This is a genomic window from Flavobacterium cerinum (genome assembly GCF_024496085.1).
Taxonomy (GTDB): domain Bacteria; phylum Bacteroidota; class Bacteroidia; order Flavobacteriales; family Flavobacteriaceae; genus Flavobacterium; species Flavobacterium cerinum_A.
Window position 1 is genome coordinate 2,124,332 of the sequence record NZ_CP101751.1, and the last position, 20,178, is coordinate 2,144,509.

Annotated in this window: 16 protein-coding genes; 9 read left to right on the forward strand and 7 right to left on the reverse strand. The window is 37.6% G+C overall.

Going from position 1 to position 20,178, the window contains the following annotated elements; all coding sequences use genetic code 11:
- Positions 1 to 94: 94 nt before the first annotated feature.
- Complete coding sequence (locus NOX80_RS09515; protein WP_256549538.1) at positions 95 to 1,210, reverse strand: GNAT family N-acetyltransferase; 1,116 nt, start codon at positions 1,208 to 1,210, stop codon at positions 95 to 97.
- 8 nt (positions 1,211 to 1,218) lie between these two features.
- Positions 1,219 to 2,169 carry a transporter gene (locus NOX80_RS09520; RefSeq protein ID WP_256549539.1) on the reverse strand — a complete coding sequence of 317 codons (951 nt, stop codon included), beginning with the start codon at positions 2,167 to 2,169 and terminating at the stop codon, positions 1,219 to 1,221.
- A 124-nt stretch (positions 2,170 to 2,293) separates the two neighbouring features.
- On the opposite strand from NOX80_RS09520, the gene NOX80_RS09525 reads away from it, so the two are divergent.
- The 4 genes from NOX80_RS09525 to NOX80_RS09540 all read left to right on the forward strand — a co-directional run bounded on the left by NOX80_RS09525 (position 2,294) and on the right by NOX80_RS09540 (position 7,838).
- Positions 2,294 to 2,560 (forward strand): DUF4834 family protein, encoded by a 267-nt coding sequence (locus NOX80_RS09525; protein ID WP_256549540.1) that lies wholly within the window; start codon positions 2,294 to 2,296, stop codon positions 2,558 to 2,560.
- Positions 2,561 to 2,639: 79 nt separating this feature from the next.
- Entirely contained in the window at positions 2,640 to 5,069 is a 2,430-nt protein-coding gene (locus tag NOX80_RS09530) for a YfhO family protein (RefSeq protein WP_256549541.1), read from the forward strand.
- A gap of 20 nt (positions 5,070 to 5,089) precedes the next feature.
- The gene (locus tag NOX80_RS09535) at positions 5,090 to 6,367 is read left to right on the forward strand and encodes a glycosyltransferase family 4 protein (protein WP_256549542.1); all 1,278 of its coding nucleotides are present in this window, start codon (positions 5,090 to 5,092) and stop codon (positions 6,365 to 6,367) included.
- Position 6,368: 1 nt separating this feature from the next.
- Entirely contained in the window at positions 6,369 to 7,838 is a 1,470-nt protein-coding gene (locus NOX80_RS09540) for a lipopolysaccharide biosynthesis protein (protein WP_256549543.1), read from the forward strand.
- 78 nt (positions 7,839 to 7,916) lie between these two features.
- Here the strand turns inward: NOX80_RS09540 and NOX80_RS09545 are convergent, their stop codons facing one another.
- The gene (locus tag NOX80_RS09545) at positions 7,917 to 8,615 is read right to left on the reverse strand and encodes a hypothetical protein (RefSeq protein WP_256549544.1); all 699 of its coding nucleotides are present in this window, start codon (positions 8,613 to 8,615) and stop codon (positions 7,917 to 7,919) included.
- 297 nt (positions 8,616 to 8,912) lie between these two features.
- On the opposite strand from NOX80_RS09545, the gene NOX80_RS09550 reads away from it, so the two are divergent.
- Positions 8,913 to 10,103 carry a M28 family peptidase gene (locus tag NOX80_RS09550; RefSeq protein WP_256549545.1) on the forward strand — a complete coding sequence of 397 codons (1,191 nt, stop codon included), beginning with the start codon at positions 8,913 to 8,915 and terminating at the stop codon, positions 10,101 to 10,103.
- A 326-nt stretch (positions 10,104 to 10,429) separates the two neighbouring features.
- Positions 10,430 to 11,623 (forward strand): M28 family peptidase, encoded by a 1,194-nt coding sequence (locus tag NOX80_RS09555; protein ID WP_256549546.1) that lies wholly within the window; start codon positions 10,430 to 10,432, stop codon positions 11,621 to 11,623.
- Positions 11,624 to 11,670: 47 nt separating this feature from the next.
- Here the strand turns inward: NOX80_RS09555 and uvrA are convergent, their stop codons facing one another.
- Positions 11,671 to 14,457, reverse strand: a complete 2,787-nt coding sequence (gene uvrA / locus NOX80_RS09560) for an excinuclease ABC subunit UvrA (protein WP_256549547.1) — start codon at positions 14,455 to 14,457, stop codon at positions 11,671 to 11,673.
- A 298-nt stretch (positions 14,458 to 14,755) separates the two neighbouring features.
- Here uvrA and NOX80_RS09565 point away from each other — a divergent pair, with 298 nt between their 5' ends.
- Both NOX80_RS09565 and NOX80_RS09570 read left to right on the forward strand, forming a co-directional pair.
- The gene (locus tag NOX80_RS09565) at positions 14,756 to 15,340 is read left to right on the forward strand and encodes an RNA polymerase sigma factor (protein ID WP_256549548.1); all 585 of its coding nucleotides are present in this window, start codon (positions 14,756 to 14,758) and stop codon (positions 15,338 to 15,340) included.
- Positions 15,341 to 15,392: 52 nt separating this feature from the next.
- Positions 15,393 to 15,536, forward strand: a complete 144-nt coding sequence (locus NOX80_RS09570) for a hypothetical protein (RefSeq protein ID WP_256549549.1) — start codon at positions 15,393 to 15,395, stop codon at positions 15,534 to 15,536.
- Positions 15,537 to 15,572: 36 nt separating this feature from the next.
- Here NOX80_RS09570 and NOX80_RS09575 read toward each other — a convergent pair whose 3' ends face one another.
- Positions 15,573 to 16,241, reverse strand: coding sequence for an endonuclease III domain-containing protein (locus tag NOX80_RS09575; RefSeq protein ID WP_256549550.1), 669 nt, complete (start codon positions 16,239 to 16,241; stop codon positions 15,573 to 15,575).
- 33 nt (positions 16,242 to 16,274) lie between these two features.
- On the opposite strand from NOX80_RS09575, the gene bcp reads away from it, so the two are divergent.
- Positions 16,275 to 16,727 carry a thioredoxin-dependent thiol peroxidase gene (gene bcp, locus NOX80_RS09580; RefSeq protein ID WP_256549551.1) on the forward strand — a complete coding sequence of 151 codons (453 nt, stop codon included), beginning with the start codon at positions 16,275 to 16,277 and terminating at the stop codon, positions 16,725 to 16,727.
- Positions 16,728 to 16,777: 50 nt separating this feature from the next.
- Here the strand turns inward: bcp and NOX80_RS09585 are convergent, their stop codons facing one another.
- The gene (locus NOX80_RS09585) at positions 16,778 to 18,241 is read right to left on the reverse strand and encodes a TonB-dependent receptor (protein ID WP_256549552.1); all 1,464 of its coding nucleotides are present in this window, start codon (positions 18,239 to 18,241) and stop codon (positions 16,778 to 16,780) included.
- Positions 18,242 to 18,534: 293 nt separating this feature from the next.
- Positions 18,535 to 20,100: a hypothetical protein gene (locus tag NOX80_RS09590; RefSeq protein ID WP_256549553.1), complete on the reverse strand. Its 1,566-nt coding sequence runs from the start codon at positions 20,098 to 20,100 to the stop codon at positions 18,535 to 18,537.
- Between the last annotated feature and the right edge of the window lie 78 nt (positions 20,101 to 20,178).

Sequence of the window (20,178 nt, forward strand, 5' to 3'; positions counted from 1 at the left end):
GGCTCTTCTTATATAGGAGAGCCCTTTTTTATAGGGTAATTTTGTAAACAGGCGGTTTTATCCGTTTCGCATATGACCGGTCTGTTTCGTTTATTTATAAATCCTTGCGGAATGTTTTGCGTCTTTTATGAATAGTCGGGCTAAAGTTCTTCCACAACTGCTGTATCTTTTTATTTTCTTCCAACTGCGGATTGGTTTCTACTGTCAGAATGCCGCGTTTGGTGAAAACTTCATACATCCTTTTTAAAATCAATGCCGTTACGCCTTTGTTCTGATAGTCCGGATCAACACCGATCAGGTAAAATTCGGCATGGTCGTTTTTCTTCATCGCACGTAAAAGATGTAAGAATCCGAAAGGAAACAGCTTACCGTTTGCTTTTTGAAATGCTTTGGAAAAAGAAGGCATTGTAATGCCGAAAGCAATCATTTTACCTTCTTTATCGGTCACACAAGTGATAAAATCCGGATGGATAAATGAGATGTATTTTTCTTTATAATGATCGATTTGGAATTGTTCGATCGGTACAAAACTTTGTAATTCGGCATACGTTTTATTAAGTAAACCAAACATTTCATCTACATAGGGAATAATGTCTTTGGTTCTCTTAAAATTAAGACTTTTGACTTCATAACGTTGCTCGATAATTCGGGATAACGGTTCGATCTTACCTAAGTCGACCAGCTTAGCGTCAATTTTATATTCGAGCCATTCCGCTTCTTTTGAATAACCTAGTTTTTCAAGATGCTCCGGATAATAAGCATGGTTGTAAAGACCGATCATCGTGGCAATCTGGTCGAATCCTTCGGTTAGCATTCCGGCTTTGTCCATGTTGGAAAAACCCACCGGCCCCTCAATGTATTCCAGATTGTTTTTTTTACCGAGTTCGATCACTTTATCCAGTAATGCTTCGGTAACACTAATGTCATCAATAACATCAAACCAACCGAAACGTACTTTTGACTTTTGAAGTGTATTGACTTCGGTCCAGTTAATAATGGCCGCTATACGTCCCACAATCTTAGTGTCTTTATAAGCCAGAAAGTAATGAGCTGTTACGCTTTTAAAAATGTCATTTTCCGGATTAAAACTCTTTAATTCGTCTTTGATAAGCGGTGGAACCCAATATGGATTGTTCTTGTATAATTGAAAAGGAAAAGTGACAAAATCGGTCATTTCCTTTTGAGTAAGCGCTTCTTTTATTTGAATCATTTTAAAAACTATTCGGGTTGTATCTCATCGACACGTTTTTTCTTTTCTTCTTTTTTACCGCCTTTTTTGCCTTTTTCTTCTTTACCGCTCTTTATTTCAACCGGCTTGTAATTTTTGTCAAATCGCCATGAAAATCCGATTCCGCCAACAATTAAAGCGGGAGTGTCTTTGATATTGGCACCGATAGACGCATCGATCTGCATATTTTTTTGAAGTAAATAAGCAGCTCCGCCTCTAAAAATGACATCGGAATAATAATCACTTTTATACCCCTGATTCTCTATAAAAGCCGACCATTTAGCGTTGATACCGCGAGTTAAGGTAAGAATATAACCATAACTGGAATAATCGGAGATAAATTTATCCGCTATAAAGTTTCCGACCAATACCCATTGCGCACCGAAATGATTTTGAGTGATCAACATAAGTCTCGGACTAATAGAAGGTTCGTCGGGGATTTTATAATGATCAGAAAGGGCGAAATTAGCACCGGCATAAACACCTACAGCCGGAATAAATTGACGCCATTTAAAACGATGATTGGCTTTCCAACTGTAAATATTTACTTTTTCTTCGTGGTTTTTAAACGGATCATAAACCAGATATTTCGCACCGATTAAAGCTTGTTTGATTCCGTTACGATTCGTTTCGGAATAATCGGTTTTATAAGTATCAGATTGATATTGGATATCACCGATAAATTCCAATTGCTCCAGAATTGCACCGTAACGTAAACTCAATTCGCCCCCGAATCCGGACGATTTATACCCTAAATATTTATGCTTGTCATTAATATAATAGGTGCCGGCTTCTGCCTGAATTACTGTTTTTCCTACCGAAAAGGCGCCATGGGATTTACCCGGACGATTCGAGTTGATTTCGTCGGTAAACTGGGCATAGTGTACGGTAGTGCTTAAAAGTAACAGACCTGCGATCTTAAATTTAAAATGCTTTATCATGAGTGGGGGGATTTATGATAACGAATAAAACGTAAAACCAAAAGTAGTTATTTTATTATTATTTTAAGAATTAGAATTTATTTTTAACCGAAGGATTTAGTAAATTTGAAAAAATTTAATTATTATGGATACGGCATCATTGACTGGACTTGTAAAAGTATTGTTATGGATTATTGTAATTTACTATGCCTTAAAATTTGTAACGAAATTATTAGCCCCTTATTTTTTGCAACAGGTGGTGAAAAAGGCTGAAGAGAATTTTCAACAGCAGCAACAATATTATAATCAGCAACAATCACAACAACAAAATACACAAACCAACTTTTCATCCGACAAACCGAGAGAGAAGAAAAAAGTGGGCGAGTACATCGATTTTGAAGAAATAGAGTAGTGTTTAAAACTACTCTTTTCTTTTTTTACAATACTTTTATTTCTATTTTAGCCTACTATTATTAGGCTAAATTCGTTTTATGAAAAACCTTTCTAAATTTTATCCCCATGTACTGGCAATAATAGGCTTTGTACTAATCTCTTTATTATATTTTCATCCTGTATTGCAAGGGAAAAAAGTTTTCCAGTCCGATATCGCACAATATATCGGTATGGCGAAAGAACAAACTGATTTTAGAAAAACAACCGGTGATGAACCGTACTGGACCGACAGTGCCTTCGGTGGTATGCCAACGTATCAGTTGGGCGCGAATTACCCTAATAATTTTATCAAACAACTGGATTCGGTAATCCGTTTTTTACCACGCCCGGCCGATTATCTGTTCTTATATTTCCTTGGATTTTATATCCTGTTACGGGTATTTAAAGTCGATAGTCTCAAAGCGTTTTTCGGAGCACTCGCATTCGGTTTTTCGACTTATCTGATCATCATTCTGGGTGTTGGGCATAATGCTAAAGCCCACGCGATTGCCTATATGCCAATGGTCGTTGCCGGAGTAATCCTGGTCTTCCAGAAAAGATATCTGGTCGGTGGATTGCTAACGATGGTTGCTGCGGCATTAGAGATTAATGCGAATCACTTCCAGATGACCTACTACCTTTTATTACTCTTATTGGTAATCGGGATTTACTATCTGATTCAGTATGCTAAAAATAAGGAAATCCAGAATTTAGATAAAATCGCCGGAATTTTTGCAATCGCCGGAATTTTGAGTATCGGAGTGAATGCTACAAACTTGATGGCAACATCGGAATATGCAAAATACAGTACGCGTAGTGATAGTGAACTGACTTTTAACCCGGACGGAGCTAAAAAAGAAAGTACTAACGCAATGTCGTACGATTATATAACGGAATACAGCTATGGTATCGCCGAAAGTTTAAACCTGATTGCACCGCGTTTATTTGGTGGTTCTAATCATGAGAATGTGGGTGAAAACTCACCGATGTATGAATTTATTTCCAATCAGGGGGCATCGCCAAGTCAGGCTAAGGATTTTGTTTCCAGTGTACCGACGTATTGGGGAGCTCAACCAATTGTAGCCGCACCGGCTTATATCGGAGCGATCGTTTTCTTCCTGTTTGTATTGGCAATGTTTATCGATAAAAGAAAAATTAAATATGCATTTTTAGCCGGAGCTTTATTATCATTATTCCTGTCATGGGGGAAATATTTCCCGGCACTAACGGATTTCTTTATCAATTATGTGCCGATGTATAATAAATTCAGAGCCGTATCTTCTATTCAGGTCATTCTGGAATTGTGTATTCCGGTATTGGCAATATTAGGATTACAGTCCTTTTTTACGGCAGATGAAAAAGAACGTTGGAGTGCACTTTGGAAATCCGCAGCGATAACATTGGGTATTGTAGTACTATTGCTATTTGCTAAAGGAATGTTCAGTTTTACCGGTGGAAGTGACAGTGTTTACTTACAGGCTTACGGCGAAATGGGACCTCCGTTTGTGGCAGCATTAAAAGAACAACGAGCTGCAATGTATATGTCTGATTTATTACGTTCAGGCGGATTGATCCTTGTAGCAGCCGGAGTTTTATGGTTGTTTACTCAAAATAAATTATCTCAGATTACAACAGTGGTTCTGGTTGGAGTATTAATGGTAGGTGACTTGTTTATGGTGGATAAAAACTATGTGAACAGTGACAGTTTCGTATCGGCCCGTCAGGCGGATGTACCATTTGAAGCAACACCGGCAGACGAACATATTCTAAAAGATACAACACATTACCGCGTATTCGAAGTAGAAGGAAACATGTCGAGTGCGAGAGCATCTTACTTCCATAAATCAATTGGAGGGTATCATGCTGCGAAACCGAGAAAAATGCAACAGCTATTCGATTATCAGATTGCTAAAAATAACGTAGGTGTGTTGAACATGCTGAATGTTAAATATGTTATTCAGAAAGATGATCAGGGGAATGATGTTCCGCTTAAAAATCCGGAAGCTAACGGAAATGCGTGGTTTGTAAGTGACGTTAAAAAAGTGAACACTCCGGATGAGGAGATGAAGGCGTTGGACAAACTGAATACAAAAACAACAGCAGTATTGAATCAAAAAGAATTTTCCGGAGCTGTTAAAGAAAATACATTTGTGAAAGATTCTACGGCAACAATTGTTTTAAATACCTATAAACCGAACTATCTGAAATATACGTCGAATAATCCGAATAAAGGATTGGCCGTTTTTTCAGAAGTGTATTATCCGAAAGGGTGGAAGGCAACCGTAGACGGTAAAGAAGTACCGCATTTTGCAGTAAATTATGTGTTACGTGCTATGGAAGTACCGGCCGGGAAACATACGATCGAATTTAAATTTGAACCGGAAGTGATCAAAAAAGGTAGCACTATTGCATTAGTGAGCTTTTTAGTGATGGTACTATTGATTGTAGCCGGAATCTATTTCGACAACAAAAAGAAAAAAGCAGCGTAGTCGCCATATAAAAATTAAGAATGAAAAAAGTACTGATTATAACCTATTATTGGCCGCCTGCCGGAGGACCGGGTGTACAGCGTTGGTTAAAGTTTGTGAAGTACTTACCGGAATTCGGGATTGAACCAGTTGTGTATATACCAGAAAATCCCACTTATCCTTTATTGGATACCAAACTGTTGGATGAAGTTCCTTCAGAAGTAACAATAATAAAAAAGAAAATTACGGAACCGTATGCCTGGGCATCGGTTTTTTCTAAAAATAAAACAAAGAAAATCAGTTCCGGGATCATTCCGAATAAAAGGAAACAATCTTTTTTGGAACGCCTGATGTTATGGACCCGCGGTAATCTCTTTATTCCGGATGCCCGCGTATTATGGGTAAAACCTTCGGTAACATTTTTGCAGCGTTATATCAAAGAAAACGGAATCGATACGGTAATTACAACCGGTCCGCCGCATAGTTTGCATTTAATCGGAATGCATTTAAAAGAGAAAACCGGAATCCGATGGATAGCTGATTTTCGGGATCCGTGGACAACTATCGGTTATCATAAAGCCTTAAAGCTTTCGGATTATGCAGCCCGAAAACACAAAGAACTGGAAAGTAAAGTGATGCAGGAAGCCGATTTTTTATTGGTAACCAGTAACACCACTCAAAAAGAGTTTAAAGCTATTACATCCCGACCGATTCATGTGATTACCAACGGATATGATGTGGAAAATATAACCCGATTGCCTTTGGATGAGAAATTTACATTGGCACATATCGGTTCGTTTCTGTCCGAACGTAACCCGAGAATTTTATGGAAAGCCCTTAGTGAACTAATCAAAGAGGAACCTGATTTTAAAGACGATTTTCAATTGAAACTGATCGGTGCAACGAGTCAGGAAATACTGGAAACGATCGAGGAATTCCGACTTTCGCCTTATGTTAAGAACATGGGATATGTGTCGCATCAGGAAGCTGTGCAGCAACAAAGAAGTTCGCAGGTATTACTGTTGATTGAAATCGATTCGGAAGAAACGAAAAGTATTATTCCGGGGAAATTGTTTGAATATATGGTTTCGGAACGACCGATTCTGGCTATTGGTCCTGAAGATGCTGATTTTGCAACTATAATAAAACAAACGAATACCGGAGTATTTGCTTTATATGATGATAAAGATCGGGTGAAAGAAACGATTTTGTCTTATTACCGACTTTATAAAGATCAAAACCTAAAAGTATATCCGGTAGGATTGCAACAATACAGCCGTAAGAACCTCACGAAACAACTGGCTGATTTATTAAAATAGGATGGGAATTGTAATTAATCAATCCATAAAGAACACTATTATTACCTATATCGGTTTTGCAATCGGTGCAGCGAATACGTTGTTTATGTATCCGAAATTTTTAGGAGAAACCTATTACGGACTAACCGGGTATTTACTTTCATCTGCCAATATTATTATGCCGTTGATGGCTTTCGGCGTTCATAATACACTTATTAAATATTTTACCCATTATAAAACCGAAACGGAAAAAGAACAATTTTTAACCTTTGTATTATTTCTTCCGTTTTTACTGATTATCCCGATGATGTTGTTCGGAACGTTCGGCTATTCGGCAATCGCATCATTTTTATCCCGAAAAAATCCGATTATTTACGACTATGTATGGCAAATTCCTGTAATTGGTCTGTGTATGGGGTATTTTGAAATCTTTTATGCCTGGGTAAAAGTGCATATGCAATCGGTTTTCGGAAGTTTTATTAAAGAAATTGCCCTTCGGATTTTTATCACCATCTTCTTGCTTGCGGTTTATTTTAAATGGATTTCGCCGAAAGCTTTTGTGAATTTTCTAATGCTTATTTATTTGGCTTCCATGTTGTTAATGCTTTTTTATGCGTTTAAGGTCAAGCCGATAGTATTTCGCTTTAAATTACCGGAAAATAGCCGTGCCGTTTTGGTTTATTCGTCTTTTATTATCCTTTCGGGAAGTATAGCCAATATGTTATTGGATGTCGATAAAAATATGATCGGACAATATATAGCAATTGAAAATATAGCCTATTATTCGGTGGCGATTTTTATTGCGACGGTTATATCCGTTCCAAGTCGGGCGATGCATCAGATTACGTATCCGATTACAGCCAAACTGATGACGGAAAACAAGCACGACGAATTAAACGAATTGTATAAAAAAACATCGATTTCGTTACAAGTTATCGGCGGACTGGTTTTTTTAGGTATACTGGTTAATATTAAAGAATTATACACTTTGTTACCGGCTAATTATAGCGGTGGTATTTTTGTAGTCTTTGTAATCGGTCTTTCTAAATATTTTGACTTGCTATTAGGGAATAACAACGCAATTATTTTTAATTCGAAATATTACCGTGCCGTTTTATTTTTAGGATTGTTATTGGTTTTTCTGACGGTGAGTCTGAATATGTATTTTATTCCGCGAATGGGGATAGAAGGCGCCGCGATTGCTACATTAATTTCGATTACAATGTATAGCCTGGCGAAATTACTGTTTGTAGTTGTTCGTATGAAACTCTATCCGTTTTCCCGAAATACACTCTATTCTTTAGGGATATCATTGTTTTGCTTTTTCACCTTCTATTATTGGGATTTCCCGTTTCACCCGGTTATCGGGATTATGCTGAAATCCGCTCTAATCACAATCGTTTATCTTTATCTGAATTATATCTTTAAGATCTCAACTGATGTTAATGCTGTAATGAATAAAGTATTGGTGATGTTGAAATTAAGATCCTAAAAAAAGAAAACCCGATCAGCTGTAATTGCGTCACGGGTTTCTTCAAACTAACCAACCAAAATTTTAATGTAATCTCTTTTATTTCTTGTCGTTTATATCTTTGATATCGGCATCCGTCATTTTTACTTTGGTACCGTCGGCTTTATAGTAATAATAGTCATCATCATTAGTATTTTGCCAAGATCCGCTGTTGTCGTAACCATCCTGATAGTAGCCGTTACCGCCATTACCATTGTTGTAATAATCATTCCCAAAAGGAGCATAGCTATAACCTTGTGATGCATTGTTAACATAACCACGGATGTCTACAATCTGACCTCTTCTGTTATAGATGATGCGTAATCCGCCTACTTGTGTTAAAGCAAAACTGTTATAACTCATATATACGCTTCCTACTCGTTTTACACGGTTTGCACTGTCGTAATTGATGAATACATTACCAACGCGTCGTACTCTTCCGTAATTGTCGTGTTCAATGCGTACACCGTAGTTGCCACGACCCGGAGCACCATAAGTCGTATTTACACCACCACGTCTTCCGTCGCGATATACAATAGTTCCGCTTGTAGCAGGCTGTGTGTTAAAATCCAGTTCACCGTTAGGGAAAACATAAAAAGCAATTCCGCGTTCCATAAATTGAATAGGTTCTGCATTTCTGTAATCGATACCATAACGCGGTCCGTTTGCTTTTGCATCAGAAAAAACGGGATTTACTGAAGCCTGAGCCATACTTCCCACCAGGAAGATACTGGCTACTAAAAGTGTAATTTTTTTCATAATACCTTATTTTAATAGTTTCCTACTCGTAAAGTTTTTCGGTTCCACTTTCCGGAATCTGATATTGGATTCCCTTGCTTATCCTAAGTCCAATTTACGTGCCAAAATGTGAAAAGAAAGGCAACTATTTTTTAGAATTACTGTAAGTGGTTGGTTGACAGTTGATATAAAGTTTAGGTGAACTATTTTTTTAAAGTAAATTTTTAATTTCACTATGTAGAGAAATTAATATTTCTTATATTCGTTTGCCGATCTGTTGGTAATAACCTATTAAAACCCCCAAATCTTTACAAAAAAATGGAAAACTTAACTAAAAGCTTAATGCTTTCATTGTTTGCCACAATGTGTGGAAGCGTCGCAACCCGGGCGCAGACTTTTAAACAGGATTACGCGGATATCGTGAATCAGGCTTCGCAAACCGGGATCGTAACCAATCTAACGGAATTTGAGAATTTTGGTCTGAAATATCGCGGTACCGTAAATCAGGCCAATACGTTACAATGGCTAAAAGACAAATACCTGAGTTACGGGTATACGGCAAGTCAGTTATCGGAAGATACATTTAGCTATTCCGGATCGACTTGTAAAAACCTGATCGTGACAAAAATGGGTACGGTTTACCCGAATACGTATGTAATTGTCTGCGGACATTATGATACGGCTGTCGGAAGTGGTACAAATGACAATGGTAGTGGTGTCGTAACCATTTTGGAAATTGCCAGATTACTGCAAAATGTGCCGACCGAATATTCGATTAAATTCATCAACTTTAGTGGTGAGGAAGACGGATTACTGGGAAGTGAACATTATGTGAGTACCGTGGTAAACGGAACAACCCCGAAAATGGATATTAAATTGGTTTTTAATATTGATGAGATCGGAAGTGTAGCCGGAATGGTGAATGATAAGATTGTTTGTGAACGGGATCTTTTTGCGCCGACTTCAAATAATGCAGCTTCCGATGCGGTAACGGCAGAGTTAATGACATGTACCGAACTTTATTCGCCTTTAAAAGCAGAGTTATCCTATGCGTACGGATCGGATTATATGCCTTTTCAGGAAAACGGAGAAGTGATCACCGGATTTTTTGAGCATTATTATTCCCCTCATGCACATACAACACAAGATTTATTGATCAATTTGGATACGGTATATGTATATAATGTAGCCAAAGCGGCAATTGGTGCTACTTTGCATTTTGCTACAGCGGTGATACCTACGACACCGGATAGTGCTAAAAAAGATTTTAATGTAAGCTTTTTTCCGAACCCGGTTAAAGATCGCTTAACGATTAATAAAGGACAACTGGATAATAAAGAATACGTTTTTTCTATAGTTGATATTAACGGTAATACGGTATTACGCGAACAGCTTGCTAATGCAGAGTTGTTGGAAACAATCGATATTACAAAATTAAAGAAAGGTCTTTATTTGGGCGTTTTGGAAACCGGTGAACACCGAATTACTAAAAAAATCGTGATTGAATAGATTATAATACTACTTTTTTTATTGAGCAAATCGGTTCGGTTTTTCTGTGATGAACAGGAAGACACGAACCATTTGTTTTTGGAATTTATTGTCCGGAACTTTTATAATGCTTTGTTAGCGGACAAAATTCATTTCACGGACTAAAATTGAGTAATCTTTTTACAAAAGTTAAATGGTTTATTGTGTTGGTTTTTAGTTTTTTAGTTGGATAAAATGATGCGAATATTATTTTTAATATCAGCTATAGCCTAGTTTGAAAAATTACTATCTTCGTATGCCGGTTTTCGGTAATAACCCAGAGAAAAAGAATTAACTAACTAGGAAAAATGAAAAACTTAACTAAAAGCTTAATGATTTCATTATTTGCTACAGTATGTGGAACCGCAACCCAGGCACAGGTTTACATACAATCGTATGCAGATATTGTAAATCAGGCTTCTCAATCCGGTATTCTGACTAATCTGACAGAATTCGAGAATTTAGGAGTCAAATTCCGGGGAACACCGGCGCAGGCCAATACGTTACAATGGCTTAAAAACAAATATCTGAGTTACGGATATACAGCCAGTCAGCTAACGGAAGATGTCTTTACCTATTCGGGAGCAACCTGTAAAAACCTGATCGTAACGAAAATCGGTACCGTTTATCCGAATACCTATGTGATTGTTTGCGGACATTATGATACGATTACCGGAACCGGTACAAACGATAACGGTAGCGGTGTTGTGAGCATTCTTGAAATTGCGCGTTTACTGCAAAATATTCCGACAGAGTATTCGATTAAATTTATCAATTTTAGCGGTGAAGAAGACGGATTACGCGGAAGTCAGCATTATGTGAGTACAATTGTAAACGGAACGAGCCCGAAAATGAGTATTAAGCTCGTGTTTAATATTGATGAAGTAGGAGGAGTAGCCGGAATGCTAAACAATACGATTACCTGTGAAAGAGATACCGGAAATCCTTCGGCAAATAATGCGGCTTCCAATACGATTACAACTGAATTGATCAAATGTACTCAGTTGTATTCGCCTTTACAAACTAAATTGTCATATGCTTACGCATCGGATTATATGCCGTTCCAATCAAACGGTGAGGTGATTACCGGTTTCTTTGAAACAAACGAAACCACACATGCTCATACGGCACAGGATTTATTGATCAACATGGATCCGGTATATGTATATAAAGTTGCAAAAGCAGCAACAGGAGCTACGTTGCATTTTGCAAAAGCAGTTACAAATTCGACTTTAGGAACGGATGGATTTGAAAAAGATTTTAATGTAAGCTTTTTTCCGAATCCGGTTAAAGACCATTTAACGATCAATAAAGGGAATTTGGAAGTGAATGATTATATATTTACTATTGTCGATATTAACGGTAAAGAGGTATTGCGACAACAGGTAAGTAATGCAAAATTATTGGAAACAATTAATATTGCTAAACTTAGCAAAGGTATGTATATGGGAATCCTGGAAACGGGTGAACACCGTGTTACTAAAAAGATTCTAATTGAATAAGTTACGCATAAAAAAACAGCCTGATTATTAATCAGGCTGTTTTTTTATTATAATTTCTCTTTTAAATATTTTCCGGTTGCGGAATCTTTATTTCGGGCCACTTCCTCCGGCGTACCGAAAGCGATTAGTTTTCCGCCGTTTTCACCACCTTCGGGACCAATGTCGATAATATAATCGGCACATTTGATCAGATCAAGATTGTGTTCGATTACAATTATGGAATGCCCTTTATCGAGTAGCGCATCAAAAGAAGCCAGTAATTTTTTGATATCGTGAAAATGCAATCCGGTTGTCGGTTCGTCAAATACGAATAATGCTTTTTCTTTGGTTACCCCTTTGACTAAGAAAGAAGCTAGTTTAATACGTTGGGCTTCTCCTCCGGATAAGGTAGAAGAAGATTGTCCTAATTGTACATATCCCAAGCCTACATCTTGTAACGGTTGTAATTTTTGAGTGATTTTGGTTTGCTTATGCAGATTGAAAAATGCGATGGCATCATCAATCGTCATCGTTAAAACATCATCAATATTTTTGTTTTCGAAGTTAACCTCAAGTATCTCTTTTTTAAATCGTTTTCCGTTACAGGTTTCACATTCCAAATGAACATCGGCCATAAACTGCATTTCGATAGTCACGGAACCTTCTCCTTTACAGGTTTCACATCGTCCGCCGTCTACGTTAAATGAAAAGTGTTTCGGTTGATAGGCTCTCATTTTCGAAACCGGCTGCTTGGAAAACAGATCCCGGATATCATCATACGCTTTGATATACGTTACCGGGTTGGAACGGGAACTACGACCAATAGGATTCTGGTCGACATATTCAATATGTTTGATATGCGAATAGCTTCCTTTTAATTCACTGAATTGTCCTGCTTTTTCTCCAACGCCTTCCAGTTGTTTTTGGATGGCCGGAAAAAGGATTTTTTTAACCAATGTACTTTTTCCGCTTCCGGAAACCCCGGTGATTACTGTCAGACACTCTAAAGGAAATGTTACATCAATATTTTTCAAGTTGTTTTCCCTCGCTCCGACAACATCAATATGGTTTTTGAATTTTCTCCTTTTTTTCGGAACTTCAATTTCCATCGTTCCGTTTAAATATTGAGCGGTTAACGAATCAGCCTGTAGTATTTCATCATACGTACCTTGAGCGACCAAATGTCCGCCATAAGTTCCGGCTTCGGGTCCGATATCGATAATCATATCTGCGGCTTTCATGATATCCTCATCGTGTTCGACAACGATAACAGTATTTCCGAGATTACGAAGGTCTTCCAGTACTTTAATCAGTCGTTCCGTATCTTTCGGGTGTAAGCCGATACTGGGCTCATCCAGAATATACATGGATCCGACAAGGCTACTTCCCAGTGAAGTTGCCAGGTTAATACGTTGCGATTCTCCTCCGGATAACGTAGCGGAATTACGGTTTAAGGACAGATAATTTAATCCTACTTCATCTAAAAAGCGCAAACGGTTATTGATTTCAATTAAAAGACGTTTGGCTACTTTCTGATCATATTCAGATAGTGTAAGCTCTTTAAAAAACACAATCAGATTTTTGATCGGTAAATCAACCAGATCAGAAATTGTTTTTTCGCCTACTTTCACATAGTTAGCTTCAGGGCGTAATCGTTTTCCTTTACAGGTATTACATTTTGTTTTTCCGCGGTAACGCGATAACATTACCCGGTTTTGAATTTTATAATTCTTTTCTTCCAGTTCCTGAAAAAAATCATCCAGACCGGTAAAAAAATTATTTCCTTTCCACAGCAGGTTTTTTTGTTCTTCCGATAACTCGAAAAAGGGCTTGTGGATCGGAAAATCAAATTTATAGGCATTATTAACTAATTGATCGCGATACCAGCCCATACTTTCGCCACGCCACGGATAAATAGCATTTTCATATACGGACAATGCGGTATTCGGAATCACAAGCTCTTCATCAATACCGATTACATTTCCGTAGCCTTCACATTTCGGACAAGCACCATACGGGTTGTTAAAGCTGAATAAATGAACATTGGGTTCCAAAAACAGTATACCGTCCATTTCAAAATTATTACTGAAAATAATTCGTTTTTCGCTGTTCAGTTCCTGTAGGTAACATTCGCCTTTTCCTTCGTAAAAAGCGGTTTGTGCGGCATCGGCTAACCGATTGTAAAATTCCTCTTCTTCTTTGACGATAATACGGTCAATGATTAGGAGTATATCTTTATTGTCTAATGTATGTTGGTCGATCTCATCAAGACGAACCATTTGATTATCAATCAGTATTCGGGCAAAACCTTGCTGTAGTAAGACTTTTAATTTGTCTTCCAGTTTTCGTCCTTCTTCCAGATGGATAGGAGATAATAGCATCCATTTGCTTTCCAACGGAAGTTTTTTGACTTCGTTAACGACATCTGTAACAGTGTCTTTTTTAACTTCTCTACCGGTAACAGGAGAAAAAGTTTTTCCGATTCGGGCATAAAGCAATTTCAGGTAATCGTAAATTTCGGTGGAAGTTCCTACCGTCGAACGGGCGTTGGTTGTATTTACTTTTTGTTCGATGGCAATAGCCGGTGCGATTCCTTTAATATATTCCACTTTGGGTTTATCCAGCCTTCCTAAAAACTGACGGGCATAGGAGGACAAACTTTCTACATAACGGCGCTGTCCTTCGGCATATAAAGTGTCGAAAGCCAGACTCGATTTTCCGGAACCGGATAAACCGGTAATCACAACCAATTTGTTCCGCGGAATCGCTACATCAATGTTTTTTAAATTGTGTAATTGAGCCCCTTTGATAATAATGTTTTTTTTAGGCTCCAGAGTGGTGATGTCAGTTTTCATAGATTACAAAGATAAGCAAAAAGGGAATTTTTTGGTATAATAATATAATTCCCGAAAAAAAGAAGTTTCCTTTGTGAGACCCCGTTAAAAGTAGTGGTATCACTGAGATTTTCCTAAAAAATGGAGGATTTTACTACAGGAAAATATGTTAATTTTTAAAAAACGGTTGCGATGTAACAAAAAATTATGTTATATTTGGCTTAACATTAATTCCAATTTAACATTTGCCTATAGGATAAAAATACTTTTTAGACACTATTTTCTCAAAGAACCAAACCAAAAACTAAAAGGTATTATTATGGCTAATGTTGTACTTCCAGACGCTGTCTTAGTAAAAAATTATGTAGGGGGAGATGAAACTGCTTTGGCTACATTAATTGAAAGACATCAATCCAAAATTTATGGCTTTATTTATTCTAAAGTGATGGACAGGGAAATAACAGAAGATATTTTTCAGGACACTTTTATTAAAGTCATCAAAACGTTGAAATCGAAAAATTACAACGAAGAGGGAAAATTTCTGCCTTGGGTAATGCGTATTTCGCATAATCTGATCGTGGATTATTTTAGAAAATCAAAAAAAATGCCTTATCACAGGGAAACGGAAGAATTTTCTATTTTCTCTATTATGACGGATAACAGCCCGAACGTTGAAAGTAGAATTATCAGTGAACAGGTTGAAGTGGATCTGCAACGTCTTATCGAAGAACTTCCTGAGGATCAGAAAGAAGTGTTAGTAATGCGTATGTATCAGGATCTCAGCTTTAAAGAAATCGCTGATTTAACAGGAGTAAGTATTAATACTGCACTGGGACGTATGCGTTATGCATTAATGAATCTTAGAAAAGTAATTGAAAAGAATCAAATAATTTTGACGAACTAAACAATATTAGTGCTGAAGTTGCGTTATTGTGTATATATCCTAAATCACAAGTATGGCAAAACTTTACTCTAAGAAAAAAACAGCAAGTCAGACCATGTTACCTAAAAAAGAAACTATAAGTTTTTTACTCAGCTATTCAAAAGCGTTGAGTATTGTCAAAGTAGGCGATTTGACGTTTGAAAACCTTGCTAATTAAGGAAACATCCCGATGCTATGAGTATCGGGATGTTTTTTATTTAAGCGGTTTGGTTTTCTTTTTATAATAGTCATCGATAACCGATTTTCTACCGATGGTCTGGGTGATAATATCTTTTTCAAGATCCCATCCTCTGGCCGGTGAGTATTCTCTTCCGTACCAGATAATCTGTAAATGAAGATCGTTCCATAAATCTCTGGGAAAAATACGTTTGGCATCTTTTTCGGTTTGCTGAACATTCTTTCCGTTTGAAAGATTCCAACGGTACATCAGACGATGAATGTGAGTGTCTACCGGAAACGCAGGAACACCGAATGCCTGTGACATGACCACACTGGCTGTTTTATGACCTACAGCCGGAAGCGCTTCCAATGCATCAAAATCCTTTGGTACTTCACCGTTGTGCTTTTCAATCAGAATTTGAGATAAACCGTAAATTCCTTTCGATTTCATCGGCGATAATCCGCAGGGTCTGATAATTTCCTTAATTTCTTCTACACTCATTTTAACCATATCATACGGATTATCCGCTTTAGCAAAAAGCAAAGGCGTAATCTGGTTTACGCGTACATCTGTACATTGTGCTGATAATAAAACGGCAATCAGAAGGGTATAGGGATCTTTATGGTCTAATGGAATCGGAATTTCCGGATAAATTTCGTTTAACGTTCTTATAACAAAATCGACTTTGTCTTCTTTGGTCATTTTTCCTACTTTTATAAAAACAAATATACGGTTATGATGACATTAAAAAAAGGAGATAAGGCTCCGAATTTTTCAGGAGTGGATCAGGATGGGAAAACACATACACTGACCGATTATAAAGGGAAAAAACTGGTAGTGTTTTTTTATCCGAAAGCCAATACACCGGGCTGTACAGCGGAAGCGTGTGATTTAAGAGACAATTTTGAACGTTTTAAGGCAAATAATTACGAACTGTTAGGTGTGAGTGCCGATAGTGCAAAAGCGCAAGGGAAATTTAAAGATAAGTATGAATTTCCGTTTCCGTTATTGGCCGATGAAGACAAAACGGTTATCAATGCTTTTGGTGTTTGGGGACCGAAAAAGTTTATGGGTAGGGAATATGACGGAATTCACAGAACAACTTTTGTGATTGATGAAAACGGTGTGATTGAGGATGTAATTACGCAGGTTAAAACCAAAGCACATGCGGATCAGATTTTAAAATAAAAATGAAAAGGCCGGAATTTAATTCCGGCCTTTTGCTATAGAAAATTGATTTATTGTTCGATTTCGTTGGTTTCGCCACAGCTAAAAAGATGATCGCGTTTAATTAATTCGGATATCCCTTCGGGTAGCATATCTTCCCATCCTTCTTGTCCTTCGTGAATCATTTTTAAAACTTCACGGGAGAATATTTTCAGGTGCTCTTTATCAAAATCGGTAATGTCTACTACTTTTCCGTTATAGGCGAAGAACTTGTACAGCTCTTTCATTCGCGGATGTACTTTTAGATTTTGCGAAGTGATAACATTGCCTTCTTCGTCTTCCATCGGATAAAGGAATACTTTTAAGTCACGGTAGAATAATTTACCGAATGCTTCCAGAATTCCTCCGCTAAGGTGACGGTAATATTTCTCGTCAAAAATATCAATCAGGTTACTTACGCCCATTGCTAATCCCATTCTTGCTTTCGAGTATTCTGAAAAATATTCGACTACTTTATAGTATTCCTGGAAATTTGAAATCATTACGGTTTGGCCTAATGAACAAAGTAATTCGGCACGATCCATAAAGTCACGCTCATCGATTTCACCCTCGGAACGAAGGTTGGATAAGGTGATTTCAAAAATAACCATGGTGTTATCCTTGTCTACTTTTTTCTCCTTTAGGAACATTTCGTATGACTTTTGGTACATATCCATGTTCACTTTGGTTACCGGACGGAAACTTCCGCGTAATGCCAAAATATTTTTGCGATACAGAATAGATGCCGGTAAAATGTTGTTACCGTTCGGATCAAACATTACAGCATCAGTCATTCCGTTTTTAACAAGTTGTAAACTCATCAAACGATTGTCGACCTCTTTAAAACGCGGACCGGAAAAGTTAATAGTATCAATTTCTAATTGATCTTTGTCCAGGTGATCGTATAAGTAACGAAGTAATTTTTTAGGATCGTTGTATTTATAAAAGGCTCCGTAAATAAGATTTACGCCCAAAATACCTAATGTTTCCTGTTGTAGTCGGGAATCGGTTTCTTTAAAACGAATGTGAAGGATAATTTCGTTATAATCTTCTTCCGGATCCAGTTGGTATTTTATTCCGACCCAACCGTGGCCTTTGTATTGTTTAGCAAAATCGATAGTTGCTACCGTATTGGCATAGCTAAAGAACATTTTGCTGGGATGTTTATCTCTTTTTAAACGTTCTTCCACAAGTTGAATTTCGTGGGATAACATTTTTTTTAAACGACTTTCAGTAACATAGCGACCATCGTCTTCTACACCGTAAATTGCGTCACTAAAGTCTTTATCATAAGCAGACATCGCTTTTGCAATCGTTCCGGAAGATCCTCCGGCTCTGAAAAAATGTCTTACCGTTTCCTGTCCGGCTCCGATCTCTGCAAAAGTCCCGTAAATGTTTTTGTTGAGATTGATACGGAGTGCTTTCTCTTTCAGAGCAGGAATATGTTCTATTTCCCGGTCACCCTTAAGAGTAATTTCGTTATCTGTGTTTTTCATAAATGCCATAATACTGCAAAGTTAACAAAATAGGCAGTCTAATAAAAGCTAAATAATCCTATTTTTAATGTTAAAATAGATGTCGGTTATCATAAAAAACAGATAATCAGTGTTTTTTTTCTCAAGTGTGCGACTATAAAAAACAATGCCGGTCAGTTACGACCGGCATTACCAAAAAACTTAAGTAAGGATTAATCATACTATTTCAAGGCAACCTGAAACAGTATTATTGTCATCTTCTGTAAAAGAAAATTATATTTCATTTTTGAATACCACACTTATTTTGTTTCGGATCATTGTGTGTTCCAAAAAGCGAAAGTGGCATCCAGATTGTTTTCTGTAGAATTGTTAAACATGTTTTTGATATTATTTTTCCAGCCATCCCATTTTTTCTGATTTTGTAAGGCATCTTCCATTTGACGGATAGTATAACCGGATACCTGATCCTGATACGAACGCGTTAATAGTGAATATGGGTTAGAATCGGTGAAATAATAGGAAGAGGTACGTGTTTTAAAACCATCCAGCGCATCGTGTACCATTCCGGTATAACGAAGTCGGTTATAAGACGGTTCGTAGCTCGTGTACACCATTCGTGTCAGGCTACGTTCTACACCGCGTGCCCAGGATTCGATAACGATTTTATCAGCATCTCTGTAATTGTTACTGCTGCTCATACTCCAGTGCGAAGCATGTGTTAGCTCGTGAATGGTAGTGGCATAGGTGCGATAACGCGGATTTTGCGGATTAAAGATATGGATATGACTACCCAGACCTAAAAAGCGTCGCGCCGGATTAGCATTACCGTCGTACTCATTATTTACTTCATCTACAGCTTTAATCTTAAGCTGCGTTCTCCAGAAACCGTTTTGAGGTGGTCTTCTTAATCCTTGAATATTTTTGTAGTAGTAATGATGAGCAGCACGGAAAATAGTCGAGTAGTAGCTGTGAATACTGGTAGTTCCGTGGTGTACATCCCAGTTTCCGGTTTTTTTAGGACCATCCAGCTTTGCAGTTGAAAAGATCCATCCTTTACGGATTTCGAAATCATATCGCTCATATTTGTAGCTATAGTTAGCCGGGTTTTTAAACGTACCGTCACAGCTGTAATAACCAGCGGAATTTACAAATCCGACATGAGTGGTAAACCATCTTCTGGCCTCAACTTTCAGACCTTCCACACCGATAGTACCCAACAAATCGTCCTGCATTGTAATTCGTCCTGCCGGTCTCCATTTGCTTTTGGCTGCCAGTCCGTTTTCTTCTTCATAATTACCGGTTAAGAGTAAGGAACGGTCAACCAGTTCGTCAGCTGAAATTCCGTTTAAGATAACTGTAGAAGGGATTTCTCCTTTACCGTCTTCTATTTTTTCTTCATCCGGTATAAATAACTCTTCCAATATTTCATGTGGTACTTCCGGCATTGGTCGGTTAACCGGAACGGAAGCATATTGGAATCCGGGTTGATCTTCCGGAATGCCTTCGTCGCGATAAGTACTTAAATCAAATCCTTCAGGGAAAGAAACGTCCAGCGGGTAATTATAAAAAACAAGCGTGGAATCTTGTTTTAATAAAGCCATTGTTTCTTCGTTTTCAGGTCTGAACTTTACATAATAATGTGTGGTGGTGATTCCCGACATCTCTTTTGCCCGGTTAATATCACCATCTGTTAACAGATCTGCATAAGCTATTAACATGTTAGTAACGGAATACGGGTTTTGTAACTGTACCGCTTCATCCGGTAATCGCTGTCCGACAGCATTTGACTGCCCGGCTGAATCTTCTGTCCAGTCTTTTGTTTCACAGCTAACCATCAATAAAAGGGCAACTGTAAATACGCTTAGTAAAACTTTTTTCATTTTTTGTTTTTAAGGTTAATAGTAATGTTGCAACTCGTGTGGAATTCTGAAGATGTATGTACTTAAGTAATTTATTTG

Excerpts from the sequence above, each read along its gene's own strand:
- NOX80_RS09555 (WP_256549546.1), top strand. The coding sequence starts at position 10,430 with ATGAAAAACTTAACTAAAAGCTTAATGATTTCATTATTTGCTACAGTA.
- NOX80_RS09575 (WP_256549550.1), bottom strand. The coding sequence starts at position 16,241 with ATGACCAAAGAAGACAAAGTCGATTTTGTTATAAGAACGTTAAACGAA.
- NOX80_RS09565 (WP_256549548.1), top strand. The coding sequence starts at position 14,756 with ATGGCTAATGTTGTACTTCCAGACGCTGTCTTAGTAAAAAATTATGTA.
- NOX80_RS09540 (WP_256549543.1), top strand. The coding sequence starts at position 6,369 with ATGGGAATTGTAATTAATCAATCCATAAAGAACACTATTATTACCTAT.
- NOX80_RS09520 (WP_256549539.1), bottom strand. The coding sequence starts at position 2,169 with ATGATAAAGCATTTTAAATTTAAGATCGCAGGTCTGTTACTTTTAAGC.
- NOX80_RS09590 (WP_256549553.1), bottom strand. The coding sequence starts at position 20,100 with ATGAAAAAAGTTTTACTAAGCGTATTTACAGTTGCCCTTTTATTGATG.
- NOX80_RS09530 (WP_256549541.1), top strand. The coding sequence starts at position 2,640 with ATGAAAAACCTTTCTAAATTTTATCCCCATGTACTGGCAATAATAGGC.
- uvrA (WP_256549547.1), bottom strand. The coding sequence starts at position 14,457 with ATGAAAACTGACATCACCACTCTGGAGCCTAAAAAAAACATTATTATC.
- NOX80_RS09585 (WP_256549552.1), bottom strand. The coding sequence starts at position 18,241 with ATGAAAAACACAGATAACGAAATTACTCTTAAGGGTGACCGGGAAATA.
- NOX80_RS09515 (WP_256549538.1), bottom strand. The coding sequence starts at position 1,210 with ATGATTCAAATAAAAGAAGCGCTTACTCAAAAGGAAATGACCGATTTT.
- bcp (WP_256549551.1), top strand. The coding sequence starts at position 16,275 with ATGATGACATTAAAAAAAGGAGATAAGGCTCCGAATTTTTCAGGAGTG.
- NOX80_RS09570 (WP_256549549.1), top strand. The coding sequence starts at position 15,393 with ATGGCAAAACTTTACTCTAAGAAAAAAACAGCAAGTCAGACCATGTTA.
- NOX80_RS09550 (WP_256549545.1), top strand. The coding sequence starts at position 8,913 with ATGGAAAACTTAACTAAAAGCTTAATGCTTTCATTGTTTGCCACAATG.
- NOX80_RS09545 (WP_256549544.1), bottom strand. The coding sequence starts at position 8,615 with ATGAAAAAAATTACACTTTTAGTAGCCAGTATCTTCCTGGTGGGAAGT.
- NOX80_RS09535 (WP_256549542.1), top strand. The coding sequence starts at position 5,090 with ATGAAAAAAGTACTGATTATAACCTATTATTGGCCGCCTGCCGGAGGA.
- NOX80_RS09525 (WP_256549540.1), top strand. The coding sequence starts at position 2,294 with ATGGATACGGCATCATTGACTGGACTTGTAAAAGTATTGTTATGGATT.